The organism is Gemmiger qucibialis (assembly GCF_027689445.1).
Taxonomy (GTDB): domain Bacteria; phylum Bacillota; class Clostridia; order Oscillospirales; family Ruminococcaceae; genus Gemmiger; species Gemmiger qucibialis.
On the sequence record NZ_JAQFEN010000005.1, the window covers coordinates 61333 to 75432 of the forward strand.

Here is a 14100-nt window from a genome sequence, read left to right on the forward strand (position 1 = left end):
AGCATAAAACCAGCGGCAGCGGGCGATACTTCAACAAGTGACTGATACCATGCACTTGGTGCAGCATATTAGGAAAGGAGAAACCACGCCCATGAGCATCCGCCGCCTTGCTGTCCTCTGCACCGCCATGCTCTGTGCAGGGATGCTGGTGCTCTGCCGTGTGTTCTGGATCGCGGCGGACCAAAGCTATGCCGCCAGCGCGGCGGCACAGACCGTCAGCGAAACCGTGCTCCCCATCCGGCGCGGCAATTTTTATGATAGGATAGGCCGCCCCCTAACCGGAGTTACTCCGCGGTGGTACGCGCTCTGCATACCGGGGGATTCCAGCTATGCCACACTGTTTCCCTTTGTGCCGTTTGCCCAGCAGGCCCAGCTGTATGCCCGCCGCAACAGCATCACCCCGTTTTTGATTGAAGTGGAAGAGGATCTGTCCGCAAACGGCGTGTTCATGGTGGCGGATGCCCGGCGCTATCTGCCAACCCCCATCGCCCGTCACCTGATCGGCTACCTGGATGGGGACGGCCACGGTATGACCGGGCTGGAAAAGGCCTATGATGATCTTTTGGCCGCGGCGGGGGACGCCCAGGCCGTGCTTTGCACCACCACTGCCCGCGGGGATCTGTTGGCGGGCACTACGCCGCAGGTGCAAACCACCGCCCGCGGTACCAACACAGCCATTACCCTCACGCTGGATGCTAACATCCAGCGTGCCTGCGAAGCGATTGCCGCCCAAAATATAAGCAAAGGCTGCATCATCGTCATGCAGGTGGGCAGTGGGCAAATTTTGGCCAGCACCAGTATGCCGGAATTTGACCCCGATGATATCGCCGCCAGCATCCGCGCCGATGATACCTCCCTCATTAACCGCAGTCTGTCCGCTTTCAGCGCGGGTTCGGTGTTCAAGGTGGTGCTGGCTGCGGCGGCCTATGCCCAGGGGCTGGACTGGTTCACCTATGACTGCACCGGCAGCATCCAGACGGCGGGGGAAACCTTCCGCTGTGCGCTGGGGCGGGCGCACGGCACCGTCAACCTGCGCGGCGCGCTGGAACAAAGCTGTAACTGTTACTTTATTGCGCTGGGCCAGCTGCTGGGCGGGCAGGCAATTCTGAATGCCGCGCAGAGCTTTGGCCTTGGCACCCCGGCCCTGCTGGCGCCGGGGCTGAAGAGCGCGGCGGGGGAGCTGCCCAGCGCGGCAGACCTGCAAAATGCAGGCAGTTTGGCAAGCCTTTCCTTCGGGCAGGGCGGGCTGACCGTTACCCCATTGCAGGTAACGGCCATGTTCAATGCCATAGCCTCCGGCGGGGTATATCACAGCCCCTGTATTGTCAGCAGCATCACCGGCGGGACGCAAGTTCCGCAGCAGCCGCAGCCCGCAGCGGCCTGCAGCCCGGCGGTTGCACGGGTGCTGCAAAGTATGCTGGCAACCGTTGTCCGCAGCGGCATTGGCGGCGATGCCCAGCCCCATACCGGTACCGCCGCCGGTAAAACCGGCACGGCTCAGACCGGCCAGTTTGATGCAGACGGCAGGGAGCTGCTGCATTACTGGTTTGCCGGTTTTTACCCGGCGGATGCTCCGCGCTATACCATCACCGTTTTGCAGGATTCCCAGCAAAAGCCCCAAACCAGCAGCGCCGCCCTGTTTGCCCAGGTAGCGGATGCCCTTGCCGTTCTGGATGCAGCTATAACAGAAAAACCGGCAGAAAACAGTTGACAAGCACCGAACGCTGGCATATAATCATAGGGTAAAAGGAAAAATAGCGTTGAAAGGGTTAATGCCCCATTATCCGCAGCCATTCAGAGAGGGTGCCGCTAAGCTGCAAGGCACCCGGTGCGGGCAGGGCAGTGCCGCCCCGGAGCTTCCGAAAAAATCGGACGTATGCGCCGCGTTAAGGCGCACCAAAGCGGCAGGCTGCACAGCCTGCAATCTGGGTGGTACCACGGAAGTTATACGGCTTTCGCCCCTGTGCTGGACGGCATTGTAGCTGTCTGGCGGGGCAAAGGCCGTTTTTCTTTTCCTTTTTTTGCGGCTGTGGTAAAACCTGGGGCAAAACAGTATCCCAATTATTTCAGCATACGAAATGGAGAATCAGGATCATGCAGTGGACAGGACTTAACGAATTACGCGAAAAATACCTGCACTATTTTGAAGGCAAAGGCCATCTGCGCCTTGGCAGCTTCCCGCTGGTGCCCAAAGACGACCCCAGCCTGCTGCTTATCAACAGCGGTATGGCACCTATGAAAAAGTGGTTCCTTGGCCAGGAAGAACCGCCCCGCCACCGTGTTACCACCTGCCAGAAGTGCATCCGTACCCCGGATATTGAGCGCGTCGGCATTACCGCACGCCATGGCTGCTTCTTTGAAATGTTGGGCAACTTCAGCTTCCAGGATTATTTCAAGAAAGAGGTCATTCCCTGGGCTTGGGAGTTCCTGACCAAAGAGCTGGAAATCCCCGCTGACCGCCTGTATATCTCTGTCTATCAGGACGATGACGAGGCCTATGATATCTGGACCAAGTCTGTCGGCATCCCCGAAGACCACATGGTCCGCCTGGGCAAAGAGGATAACTTCTGGGAGCATGGCTCCGGTCCGTGCGGCCCCTGCAGTGAGATCTACTTTGACCGCGGCCTGAAGTATGGTTGCGGCAAGCCGACCTGCGGCGTTGGCTGTGACTGCGACCGCTTCATGGAAATCTGGAACCTGGTGTTCAGCCAGTATGATTCCGATGGCAAGGGCACCTATGCGCTGCTGCCCAAACCGAACATTGATACCGGCATGGGCCTGGAGCGTCTGGCCGTTGTCATGCAGGATGTGGATAACCTGTTCGAGGTCGATACCGTTGCCGCTGTTCTGCACCATGTGGAGCGCATCTCCGGCAAACAGTACGGTGCAAACGAGAAGGACGATATCTCCATCCGCGTCATCACCGACCATATCCGCGCTACCGTGTTCATGGCTTCTGACGGCATCCTGCCCTCCAACGAAGGCCGCGGCTATGTTATGCGCCGCTTGCTGCGCCGCGCTGCCCGCCATGGCCGTATGCTGGGCATCGACCATCCGTTCCTGACTGATCTGGTGGATACCGTTATCGTCTCCAGCGAGGTTGGTTACCCCGAACTGCGCGAGCATGAATCCTATATCAAGAAAGTTATTGGCACCGAGGAAGAGCGCTTCTATAAGACCATTGACTCCGGCATGAACATCCTGAACGGCATGATCCAGCACCTGCACGAGACCCACAAGAAGATCCTGTCCGGCTTGGATGTTTTCAAGCTGAACGATACCTTCGGCTTCCCGCTTGATCTGACCAAGGAGATCGCTGCCGAAGCCGGCCTTGGCATTGACGAAGCTGCTTTCCATGTCGAGATGACCCGCCAGCGTGAGCGCGCCCGTGCCGAGCGCCTGGCCAAGGATATCTCCGGCTGGAGCGAGGACCTGTTCGGTGAACTGAACGCTGAGCCGACCGAGTTTGACGGCTATGATGTGCTGAAAGAAACCGCCAAGGTTCTGGCCCTGTCTGACGGCGAAGAACTGAACGATGCGGTTTCCACCGACTATGAAGAGCGCGAGAATGTGCTGGTCGTTCTGGACCGTACCCCGTTCTATGCCGAGATGGGCGGCCAGGTTGCTGACCACGGCTACCTGACCAGCGGCACTGCAAACCTGAAAGTCAACCAGGTCAAAAAGACCCCCAAAGGCTTCTATGTTCACACCTGCACCCTGCTGGACGGCACCATCCGCGTAGGCGATACCGTAACCGCTGCTGTGGATGAACAGCGCCGCGCTTCCATCTGCCGCAACCACACCGCCACCCACCTGATGCAGAAAGCCCTGCGCGAAGTGCTGGGCGAGCATGTCCACCAGGCCGGCAGCTACCAGGACGACAAGATCACCCGCTTTGACTTTACCCATTTCAACGCCGTTACCCCCGAAGAACTTGTGGAAGTGGAAAAGCGCGTGAACGAAAAAATCTTTGCCGCTCTGCCTGTCACCATCCAGAACCTGCCCATTGAGGAAGCCAAAAAGATGGGCGCTATGGCTCTGTTTGGCGAAAAGTACGGCAAGGTTGTCCGCGTTGTGGATGCAGGCGGCTGGAGCGTTGAGTTCTGCGGCGGCACCCATGTCAAAAACACTGCCCAGATCGGCTGCTTCAAGATCCTGTCCGAAGCCAGCGTTGCCGCCGGTATCCGCCGCATTGAGGCCACCACCGGTTACGGCGTGCTGAACCTGCTGGACGACCGTACCGCTGAACTGGCCAACACCGCTGTTGCCCTGAAGGCCAACAACATGAAGGATGTTGCCGCCCGTGCCCAGGCTGTGACCGCTGAGCTGAAAGAGGCCAACAAGCAGCTGGAGATCGCCAAGGCGAAGCTGGCATCCAGCCAGATCGACGGCCTGTTCCAGAATGCTGTCGAGGTTGACGGCGTGCGCATTGTTACCGTTTATCTGAACGGCACCACCCCTGATACCCTGCGCAGCATGATGGATAAACTGCGTGATAAAGAGCCCAACGCAGTCGGCGCTTTGATCGGCGCCGATGGCAGCAAGACCACCCTGGCTGTCGGCGTTGGCAAAAACGCCCTGGCCCGCGGTCTGAAGGCTGGTGCCCTGGTTAAGCAGATCGCTGCCATTGCAGGCGGCAACGGCGGCGGCAAGCCGGACTTCGCCATGGCCGGTATCCGCGATACTTCCAAGATCGACGATGCACTGAACGCTGTGGAAGGCATTGTGAAAGAAAACCTGGAAAAAGCAAACTGAGCGTGCTATAATACAACTGTACAATTTTGGGGTTCCGGGCCAACCGCCCCGCACCCTGGGAAAGGGGGCAAAACCGATGGATGACTGCCTGTTTTGCAAAATCGCAGCGGGCCAGATCCCGTCCAATAAGCTGTATGAGGATGACACTCTGCTGGCATTTTATGATATTGACCCGCAGGCACCGGTGCATTTTCTGGTAATCCCCAAGCAGCATATTGAATCTGCGGCAAAGCTTACCGAAGCGGACGCTGCGCTGCTGGGCCACATTTACGCCACCATCGCCGACCTGTGCAAGCAGCTTGGCGTGGACGAAAGCGGCTACCGCGTTGTGACCAACGTTGGTGCCGATGGCGGCCAGAGCGTGAAGCACCTGCACTTCCATGTGCTGGCAAAGCGCAGCCTTGCATGGCCTCCGGGCTGATGCAGGCTCCTTTGCACCGAAATGTGAAAAGAGGTTGTTTACTATGGCAAAAACCTATACCCTGCATGTGGCAGGCCTGACCCGTGAATTGCCCATCTGCAAAATCAATGACCATCTGGACATTGCCGCATTCATCATGTTCAGCGATGTTGAGCTGACCATTGCCTGCGCCAAGGCCCTGCTGGAAAAGTGCCCGGATTTTGATGTCATCCTGACCGCCGAGGCCAAGGGCATCCCCCTGGCATACGAAATGTCCCGCCAGAGCGGCAAGCAGTGGATCCCCGCCCGCAAGGGTGTCAAGGGGTACATGGCGGATCCGGTCATCGTGGAGGATCAGTCCATCACCACCGCCGGCAAGCAGACCCTGGTCATTGATAAAAAAGACCTTGACTATATGAACGGCAAGCGCATCCTGGTTGTGGATGACGTGATTTCCACCGGCGGCAGCCTGCATGCGCTGGATGCACTGGCAGCCCGCAGCTCCGGCACCATTGTGGCCCAGGCAGCTGTTCTGGCGGAAGGCGATGCAGCCGAGCGCAAGGATATCATCTTCCTTGAACCGCTGCCCCTGTTTGCCCACTAAAAACTCATGACTCGTAAGCTGGCTGGCTTTGGTCTTGCCTTCGCATTGGCAGAGCTGGCCGCGGCGTACCTGCCGCCGTTGGCCTCGCTGCTGACGGCGGCACTTTTTATATCGCTGTTCCTCTTTGCTGCCTTTACCCAGCGCCGGGCGGCCCGCTTTGCGCTGCCCGCCGTGGCAGGGCTGCTGGCTGGCCTGGTGTGGAGCGCTGCTTACCAGCTGGCCGTGGTAAAACCGGCCCAAAGCCTGGCAGGGCAAACCTATGCCTGTACTGCCATTGTGCAGCCGGACGCCGAAACCTCCTGGCAGCCGGGCAATGTGCGGGCAACGCTGCTTATCACCCGGCTGGATGGCCGCAAAACCTCGCTTAAAGTATACTGCACAGACCTGCCGTATTCCGAAGCAGGGGATATCATTACCGGGCAGTTCCAACTGCAGCCCCTGCGGGCGGACTCTTACCGCATGTCCCGCTATGCCAAGGGTACGTGGCTGGGGGCATCCTATCAGGCGGATTATATCTGGCAGGAAACCTCGGATGCGCTGCCGTACCGGCTGTACCACCTGCGGCAGGCGTTTGCCAAACGGTTAACCACCTACTTGCCACAAAATCTTGCCGGGGTGGAAGCTGCCATGCTGCTGGGCGAGAAAAGCGAACTGACGGACGAATGGAGTGATACCTTCCGCACGGCGGGCATTGCCCACCTGCTGGCGGTTTCCGGCCTGCATGTGGCGCTGCTGTGCGGCCTGTTTGCCATGGGGCAGGGGCGGCGCAGCCGGTTCTCGGTTCCGCGGGTCCTGCTGCAAATCACGGTTCTGCTGCTCTATATGGGGCTGACAGGGCTGCCGTTCTCGGTGTTCCGTGCGGGCGTTATGTTCCTCATCATGCTGGTGGGCAGCCTTTTGCTCCAGCCGCCGGATTCCCTTACCGCGCTGGCGTTGGCCGCCATCATCATTGGGGTGCAGCAGCCTTTTGCCCCGTGTGATATCGGCTTCCAGCTTTCCGTCTGCGGGGTATTGGGCGTGCTGGCAGCTTCGGCGCTGGCCAAACGGCAAACACAGTTTGTGCAGGTGCGCTATGCGGCCCGCCATAACCAAAGGCGGCAAACCGCCCTGCCGCTGCCACTTGCCATCGTGCTCCGCGCGGTGGATGCGGTGCAGACTGCGGTACTGGCCACTTTGGCAACCTTACCGGTCTTGCTGCTGCACGGCATGGCAGCCAGTGGTGCCGCAGTGCCCGCCAACCTGTTGGTGGTGTGGCTGCTTGGCCCGGCGCTGCGGCTGGGGATTCTGGCGCTGGTGCTTTCCTTTGTGCCGGTGCTGGACCCGCTGTTCCACGGGGCAAGCCTGCTGCTTGGCATTGTGCTGCGCCTGATGACCACCCTGGCCGCCTGGTGCGCGGCTCTTCCGGTGGCCCACATTGCCCTGCCGGTGCGGTATACTTTGTGGGTGCTGGCTGTTTTTGCTGTGCTGGCGGCGCTCTTCTGGCGCACCCGGCAGCTGCGCCGCTTTGTGCCCGTTGGCTTTGTGTGCGCAGTGGCAGCCGTTATGTTGGGCGGCACCATGCAGCGCGATGTGGTACGCCTGGCCATGGTGGGCACCGCGGGCAATGGCTGCGTGGTGGCGGTGCAGAATAACCGCGCCGTGGTGCTCTACCGCGGCAGCGCCGCCAATGGCCGTGCGGTACAGCAGTACCTGACCCAGAACGGCGCGCCGGAACTTGCCGCAGTGATTGACCTGCGCACCGAACCCGGCGAAATGCCTTTGCAGACCGCGCAGCTGCTGACCATTGCCGACCTGCCGCAGGGCCTGACTCATCTGCAGCTGCTGGATACCGTGGAAGTTGATTTGCTGCACACCAACGCCGCAACCCTTGCGGTACTGGATGTCGGCGGCTGGCACGCCGCGGCCAGTGCGGGCAAGCTGATCCTGGCCGATCCAGTGGCAGTGGATCTGTACTGCGCGGGTGGCAGCTGCCCGGAAGCCATTCAGGCAAAGGCAATTTTGTGCAACCAGCAAACACCCAAATGGCTGTCCAAAGCGGGGGATACCCCTGTTTATTACGATGCCGAAAACCCGACTGCCGTGGTGCGCCCCGGCAAAAGTGTTGTGTATGAGGAGGTGCAGCCCCTTGCTGTACAGTGAAACCGAACTGAAAAAACGTCTCAAGTCCGGCTGCCCGGTGTTTTACTTTTATGCCAGTGATGAAGCTCTGGTGCGCAGCGCCGCCGCCAAAGCCGAAAAGTTTTTGAGCGAAGAAGCTCCCGATACCACTACGCTGGATGGCCCCACCCCCAGTGTGGAGGATATTGTGCTGGCGGCGGGCACCATCTCGTTCTTTGGCGGCCGCCGGCTGGTTATGCTGCCGCTCATTCGTCCGTCTGCCTATTCGGATAAAGATTTGCAGGAGCTCTGCGATACCCTTTCCGATACCGAGAACGCCGTCTTTGTGCTGACCAGCCTGCTGGAAGAAAAATACGGCAAAATCAAGCCTGGCAAGCGGGAGCAAAAGCTCATCGCCGCATGCGAAAAACTGGGCTACTGTGTACAGATCGCTAAACCCGGCCGCGCCGCCTTGCAGGAGATGGCCCGCACTTGGGCAGGGGAGTATCACACCACCTTTGCCCCCGGTGCCGAAGCCGCCCTGCTGGACCGCTGCGGCGACGACCAGTTTTTGCTGCAAAATGAGATCGCCAAGCTGGCAGCGCTCAGTGGCTATACCACCATCACTACCCAAATGATTCAGCAGCTTGGCACCGTCACGCTGGACGCTGATACCTTTGATATGGTCAAGCTGGTGGCGGCGGGCAACACCCGCCAGGCTCTGGCCAAACTGCAAACCCTGCTGGAACTGCAAAACGAGCCGATCCTTATTACCGGCGCGCTGATCGGCAACTATCTGGATATTTACCGGGCTTTTTTGGCTAAAAAGAGCCGCCGCCCGCTGGCGGACCTGGCCAAGGATTTTAAGTATACCGGCAAATGGAACTACCGCCTTGGCAACGCGGATCAGACTGCCGCCCGCTTTCAGCGCAGCCAGATCGAAGAAAGCCTGCGCATTCTGCAAAAGCTGGACCTGGATTTGAAAGGCAGCCGTCTGGATGCCCCGCTGCTGATGCAAAAAGCCATCTGCGAACTTTCGCTGGCAAGGAGCCGTGCATGAACCAGAATAAATTGAACCTGACCCAGGCCCTTGTGGTGGAAGGCAAATACGATGCCGCCCGCCTGGCCAACCTTGTGGATGCCACCATCCTGACAACAGACGGTTTTGCTATCTTTAAGGACAAAACCATGCAGGCGCTCTTCAAACGCATTGCCGCCGCCCAGGGCATGATTTTGCTGACGGACTCCGACGCCGCAGGCTTTAAGATACGCCACTACATCACCGGCCTTGTGGGGCCGCAAAACGTGCTGCAGGCCTATATCCCCGCCGTGCCCGGTAAGGAACCCCGCAAACCGGAACCCGGCAAGGAGGGCCTGCTTGGCGTGGAAGGTGTGGACGATGCCCTGATTCTGCAGGGGCTGCATACCGCCCTGGCCGCGGCCCCCCTGCAGGCCCAGCAGCAGAACACGGACCCCATTACCTATACCGATCTGTATGAGTGGGGCTTAAGCGGCAGCGCCAACGCCAGCGAGCGGCGGCGCACGTTCCTGCGCATTCTGGGCCTGCCGCCGCGGCTGAGCAAAAAAGAGATCATTCAGGTACTCAATACGCTGTATACCCGCGACGCATTGCAGGCGCAGCTGGAGGCGATGAAGTAACGGAATTATTGCAAAGTAGAAGGGAAAAACTATCGGATGGAAAACATCAGGGAAAGAATCGTATCCTGCGCGGGCCGCGTATGGTTCTGCGCAAAAGAGCTGTTGAAATGGCTGGCACTGGCCATGATTACCGGCGTGCCCTGCGGTATCATTGGTGCGGCGTTTGATCTGGCTGTGGAGCGTGTAACCGAACTGCGGACCGAACACACCGCCATCCTGTTTTTGCTGCCGGTCATCGGCCTTGTCATCGTGGCATTTTATAAAGCGGCAAAGCTGGAGGGCGTTTCGACCGATGATATGATCGACTGCGTCAAGGATGGCAAGCCCATCCGGTTCTGGCTGCTGCCGGTCATGTTTATCAGCACGGTGCTCACCCACTTGGGCGGCGGCAGTGCCGGGCGCGAGGGCGCTGCTTTGCAGATGGGCGGCACCATCGGCTGGTGGGCCGGCGGCGTGCTGCACCTGAATGAGCACGAGCGCCGCATGGCCGTGCAGTGCGGTATGGCGGCGTTCTTTTCCGCTTTGTTCAGCACCCCGCTTGCCGCAACCTTTTTTGCCATGACGATTGTCAACGTGGGCGTTGTGTTCTATGCGGCGTATATCCCGTGCTTTACGGCGGCAATCATTGCCTATGGCGTTGCTCGGCTTATCGGCGTTACCCCTACGCGCTTTGCGGTAGAAGCCCCGGCGTTTGAACCTGCCATGGTCGTGCGGGTCGTGCTGCTGGCGCTGGCCTGCGCGGTGGTGGTGCATCTGTTCTGCTTTGTGCTGCACAGCGCTGCGCACGGCCTGCCCAAGCTGCTGCCCAACCCGTGGGTGCGGGCCTTTTTGGGCGGCTGTGTGGTGGTGGTGTTCACCCTGCTGTATGGCAGCATGCGCTATAACGGCGCGGGCGTGAACATCATCGCCGCTGCGGTGGAACAGGGCCAGGCCCTGCCATGGGACTGGATCGTCAAGATCCTGCTCACCGCCCTTACCCTCAGCTCTGGCTTTAAGGGTGGTGAGGTCGTGCCCAGCTTTTTTGTGGGGGCAACCTTTGGCTGTGTGGCCGCGCCGCTGCTGGGCATCCCGGCGGGCTTTGGCGCAGCCCTTGGGTTGGCTGGCGTGTTCTGCGGTGCCAGCAACTGCGTGGTGGCATCACTGGTGCTGGCAATCGAGCTGTTCGGTGCGCAGGGGCTTTGGTACTTTGCCATCGTGTGCGGCATTACCTATGCGCTTTCCGGCTATGCCGGGCTTTACCACAGCCAGCTGTTCCTGACGGATAAGCTGGAACCGGAATACCGCATCATTCGTGGCCACAACCATCATTAAAACCGTATAACCGCAGCCCGAAGCAGGGGGGGAAAAGCCTGCCGCGGGCTGCGGCTTTTATCATTCAACTGCCATAATAAGCGGGCACATCGCCATCCAACAAAAAGCTGGCCAACGGCACCCGTACTTCCACCTGGGTCAGCGCGGCGCGGCCGTTCAGGATAACATTCACTGTGGTTTCCAGCACAAGGTCCGCCGTAAATCGGGTGCGGTTGATGGCGGCGGGCTCCATGGTTTCTTCCATGCGCCCCTCCACATACCCGTCCGGGTTCAGGTGCACCGTCCAGCCCGGCCCCATTTCCAACAGGAAAATGCTGCCGGATAAGCTGCCTAAGGAAATGCTGATGTCATTTTTCGGCATGGCATTCAATGCCTGCTGGGCGGTTTGCACCAGGGCTGCCCGCGCGGTGTTGATCCGTTCGCTGTCCCCCAGCAGGCAGCCACCGTTCAGCGTGTACAGCCCGGCATACCGCTGCGGGTTGGCGGAAAGCTCGCCATAGACCGCCGTGTTCAGGCACTGCACCACAAGGCTGCGGCATTCGTGCTGGGCAACTTCCCGCATGGCGGGCCACATGGCATCTTCAATGCAGTCGGCCAGGTGCCAGCAAAGGCAGAAAACTGCCGCTGCCAATGCCAGCCGCCGCCAAAGCCCGGCATGGCGGCTGCGGCGCCCGGCACTGCGGCACTTGCGCATGGGGCATCACCTCCCGCCGCTTTATTTTCCGCGCAGCCCATGCTATGCCCGGCAAAGCAAAAAAGTGAGCCAAACTCCCAAAACTTTCAAAAAATTAGTTGACAAATACCCAACACCCTGTTATAATAACACCTGTCGCCGGTTGAAAAGCCAACCACGGCAAAGCATCTGGGGGTTTAGCTCAGCTGGGAGAGCGCTTGCATGGCATGCAAGAGGTCACCGGTTCGATCCCGGTAATCTCCACCAGAACAAAAGCGCTTGGCAATTTTGCCGGGCGCTTTTCGTTTTATATCGCGTCCAAGCCGCCCACAGGCAGGGCGGCCTTTTCTATATCTGCCCGCAGCCGGGCATACTAAAGTGCATTGAAAAAGCAAACCAAACTCGGAAGAGTAAGCCGAATAACCGCGCAAACGGAGGAAATACTACCATGGAACTGGAGCAGGCCCGCAAACGTGCAGCAGAACTGCGCGCTGTGATTGAAAAGAATAACCGTCTGTATTATGACCAGGACGCCCCGGAACTGGAAGATTACGAGTATGACCAGCTGACCCGCGAGCTGAAAACCATCGAAGCCCAATTCCCGCAGCTTGTCACGCCGGACAGCCCTACCCAGCATGTGGGCGGCACCCCCAGCGGCAAGTTCAGCAAGGTGGCCCACGCTGTTAAAATGGAAAGCCTGCAGGATGCTTTCTCGCTGGATGAACTGCGCGAGTTTGACCAGCGCGTGCGGGAAGCAGGCGTTACGCCGGAATATGTGGTAGAAATCAAAATCGACGGCCTTTCTGTCAGCCTGGAATACCGCAACGGCCGCCTGACCCGCGGCTCCACCCGCGGCGATGGCCTGGTGGGGGAGGACGTGACCGAAAACCTTGCCACCATCAAGTCTATCCCCAAAGAAATCCCCAATGCCCCCGAATTTCTGGAAGTGCGCGGCGAAGTTTACATGCCGCACGCCGCGTTTTTTGCCCTGAAGGAGCAGCAGGAGCTGGAGGATAAAACTCCGTTCAAGAACCCCCGCAACGCGGCGGCTGGCTCTCTACGGCAGAAAGATGCCAAGATCACGGCAGCCCGCGGGCTTTCTATCTTTGTGTTCAACCTGCAGCAGGTGGAGGGCAAAACCTTTACCACCCACAGCGAAACGCTGGATTATATCAAGTCCCTCGGCTTCCCGGTATCCCCGCGCTATAACGTATATACCAACATTGAGGATGCCATTGCCGAGATCCAGCGCATTGGCGAAGCCCGCGGCACCCTTGATTTTGATATGGACGGCGCTGTTATCAAGGTCAACGATCTTACTGCGCGTCAGACCCTTGGCAGCACCAACAAGTTCCCGCGCTGGGCTATTGCCTTCAAGTATCCGCCGGAAGTCAAGGAAAGCACCGTCCGTGATATCGAAGTCACTGTTGGCCGCACCGGCGTGCTGACTCCCACCGCGGTGTTTGACCCCATTTTTCTGGCGGGTACCAGCGTTTCCCGCGCCAACCTGCACAATGAGGATATCATCGAAGCGATGGACGTCCGTATTGGCGATACCATCCAGGTGCGCAAAGCGGGGGATATCATCCCGGAAGTCATCGGTGTGGTGCGCCACGGCGAAAACTCAGTGCCGTACCATATGCCGCGGGTCTGCCCGTCCTGCGGGGCGCCGGTGGTACACCTGCAGGATGAAGCCGCCCTGCGGTGCGTCAACCCGGAATGCCCGGCCCAGAGCCTGCGCAACCTCATCCATTTTGCCTCCCGCACTGCCATGGCCATTGACGGCCTGGGCGAAGCAATCGCCCAGCAGCTGATTGACCGCCAGCTGGTGCACTCAGTAGCAGACCTGTACGACCTGACCAAAGATCAGCTGCTGACGCTGGATAAATTCAAAGCCAAGAGCGCTGAGAACCTGCTCAAAGCCATTGCTTCCTCTAAGCAGAACAACCTGGATAAACTGGTGTTCGGTCTTGGTATCCGCAATATTGGCGATAAAGCCGCCGCCCTGCTGGCTGAGCATTTTGGCAGTATGGACGCCCTGAGAAACGCCGCAGCGGAGGACATCAGCAGCATTGATGGCTTCGGCGGCGTGATGGCGCAGAGCGTGGTGGAGTTCTTTGCCAAAGACGGTACTGCGGATTTGCTGCACCGCCTGGCCGATGCGGGTGTAAATATGCAGTGGCACGGCGAAAAGAAGGGAACGGCCCTTGCCGGAATGACGATCGTTGTGACCGGCACACTGCCCACCCTTTCCCGCCAGGAAGCCGAGGCCATGATCGTGCAGAACGGCGGCAAGGCCAGTGGCTCTGTTTCCAAAAAAACAGCCTATGTTCTGGCCGGTGCCGCGGCAGGCTCCAAGCTGACCAAAGCCCAAACGCTCGGCATCCCCGTGATTGACGAAGCCGAGTTCCTGCGCATGGTAGCCCCCGCCCCGGCAGAACAGCCGGAACCGGAAGAAGAAACCTGATAAATCAATAAGCGATAAGCAAGAAAACTCCCTCGACAAGCAGTCCCGCATTACCGCGTGGAACGCTGCCGGGGGAGCTATTTTATATTTATCAATATCTGCCATCATCCCGCCGCGGAGAAACTTTGAAATCT

At 59.2% G+C, this 14100-nt stretch carries 10 protein-coding genes and 1 tRNA gene; 10 read left to right on the forward strand and 1 reads right to left on the reverse strand.

All coding sequences use genetic code 11. The features are described 5' to 3' along the window. The first annotated feature begins 91 nt into the window (after positions 1 to 91). The 8 genes from PG062_RS09155 to PG062_RS09190 all read left to right on the forward strand — a co-directional run bounded on the left by PG062_RS09155 (position 92) and on the right by PG062_RS09190 (position 10826). Positions 92 to 1711: a peptidoglycan D,D-transpeptidase FtsI family protein gene (locus tag PG062_RS09155; RefSeq protein WP_270752066.1), complete on the forward strand. Its 1620-nt coding sequence runs from the start codon at positions 92 to 94 to the stop codon at positions 1709 to 1711. Positions 1712 to 2094: 383 nt separating this feature from the next. Next, a complete protein-coding gene (gene alaS / locus PG062_RS09160; RefSeq protein WP_270752067.1) occupies positions 2095 to 4755 on the forward strand; it encodes an alanine--tRNA ligase in 2661 nt (886 codons plus the stop codon). A gap of 76 nt (positions 4756 to 4831) precedes the next feature. Beyond that, positions 4832 to 5176, forward strand: a complete 345-nt coding sequence (locus PG062_RS09165) for a histidine triad nucleotide-binding protein (protein ID WP_270752068.1) — start codon at positions 4832 to 4834, stop codon at positions 5174 to 5176. Between the two features lie 43 nt (positions 5177 to 5219). Further along, complete coding sequence (locus PG062_RS09170) at positions 5220 to 5759, forward strand: phosphoribosyltransferase family protein (protein WP_113999455.1); 540 nt, start codon at positions 5220 to 5222, stop codon at positions 5757 to 5759. A gap of 6 nt (positions 5760 to 5765) precedes the next feature. Further along, positions 5766 to 7898, forward strand: a complete 2133-nt coding sequence (locus PG062_RS09175; protein WP_270752069.1) for a ComEC/Rec2 family competence protein — start codon at positions 5766 to 5768, stop codon at positions 7896 to 7898. Further along, positions 7885 to 8916: a DNA polymerase III subunit delta gene (holA, locus tag PG062_RS09180; RefSeq protein ID WP_270752070.1), complete on the forward strand. Its 1032-nt coding sequence runs from the start codon at positions 7885 to 7887 to the stop codon at positions 8914 to 8916. The genes PG062_RS09175 and holA overlap by 14 nt, the downstream gene beginning before the upstream one ends. After that, a complete protein-coding gene (locus PG062_RS09185) occupies positions 8913 to 9515 on the forward strand; it encodes a ribonuclease M5 (protein WP_113999458.1) in 603 nt (200 codons plus the stop codon). Before holA ends, PG062_RS09185 begins: the two co-directional genes overlap by 4 nt. A gap of 36 nt (positions 9516 to 9551) precedes the next feature. After that, complete coding sequence (locus PG062_RS09190) at positions 9552 to 10826, forward strand: chloride channel protein (RefSeq protein ID WP_270752071.1); 1275 nt, start codon at positions 9552 to 9554, stop codon at positions 10824 to 10826. A gap of 64 nt (positions 10827 to 10890) precedes the next feature. On the opposite strand, the gene PG062_RS09195 is transcribed toward PG062_RS09190, so the two are convergent. Further along, positions 10891 to 11520 (reverse strand): sporulation protein YunB, encoded by a 630-nt coding sequence (locus PG062_RS09195; RefSeq protein ID WP_270752072.1) that lies wholly within the window; start codon positions 11518 to 11520, stop codon positions 10891 to 10893. Between the two features lie 170 nt (positions 11521 to 11690). On the opposite strand from PG062_RS09195, the gene PG062_RS09200 reads away from it, so the two are divergent. Then, positions 11691 to 11766 (forward strand) — tRNA-Ala (locus PG062_RS09200). Positions 11767 to 11947: 181 nt separating this feature from the next. Further along, a complete protein-coding gene (gene ligA, locus PG062_RS09205; protein WP_270752073.1) occupies positions 11948 to 13966 on the forward strand; it encodes an NAD-dependent DNA ligase LigA in 2019 nt (672 codons plus the stop codon). Positions 13967 to 14100: the final 134 nt, after the last annotated feature.

What these genes read in the sequence shown, in the direction of transcription:
- PG062_RS09155 (WP_270752066.1), top strand. Translation starts at nt 92, where the DNA reads ATGAGCATCCGCCGCCTTGCTGTCCTCTGCACCGCCATGCTCTGTGCA.
- alaS (WP_270752067.1), top strand. Translation starts at nt 2,095, where the DNA reads ATGCAGTGGACAGGACTTAACGAATTACGCGAAAAATACCTGCACTAT.
- PG062_RS09165 (WP_270752068.1), top strand. Translation starts at nt 4,832, where the DNA reads ATGGATGACTGCCTGTTTTGCAAAATCGCAGCGGGCCAGATCCCGTCC.
- PG062_RS09170 (WP_113999455.1), top strand. Translation starts at nt 5,220, where the DNA reads ATGGCAAAAACCTATACCCTGCATGTGGCAGGCCTGACCCGTGAATTG.
- PG062_RS09175 (WP_270752069.1), top strand. Translation starts at nt 5,766, where the DNA reads ATGACTCGTAAGCTGGCTGGCTTTGGTCTTGCCTTCGCATTGGCAGAG.
- PG062_RS09185 (WP_113999458.1), top strand. Translation starts at nt 8,913, where the DNA reads ATGAACCAGAATAAATTGAACCTGACCCAGGCCCTTGTGGTGGAAGGC.
- PG062_RS09190 (WP_270752071.1), top strand. Translation starts at nt 9,552, where the DNA reads ATGGAAAACATCAGGGAAAGAATCGTATCCTGCGCGGGCCGCGTATGG.
- PG062_RS09195 (WP_270752072.1), bottom strand. Translation starts at nt 11,520, where the DNA reads ATGCGCAAGTGCCGCAGTGCCGGGCGCCGCAGCCGCCATGCCGGGCTT.
- ligA (WP_270752073.1), top strand. Translation starts at nt 11,948, where the DNA reads ATGGAACTGGAGCAGGCCCGCAAACGTGCAGCAGAACTGCGCGCTGTG.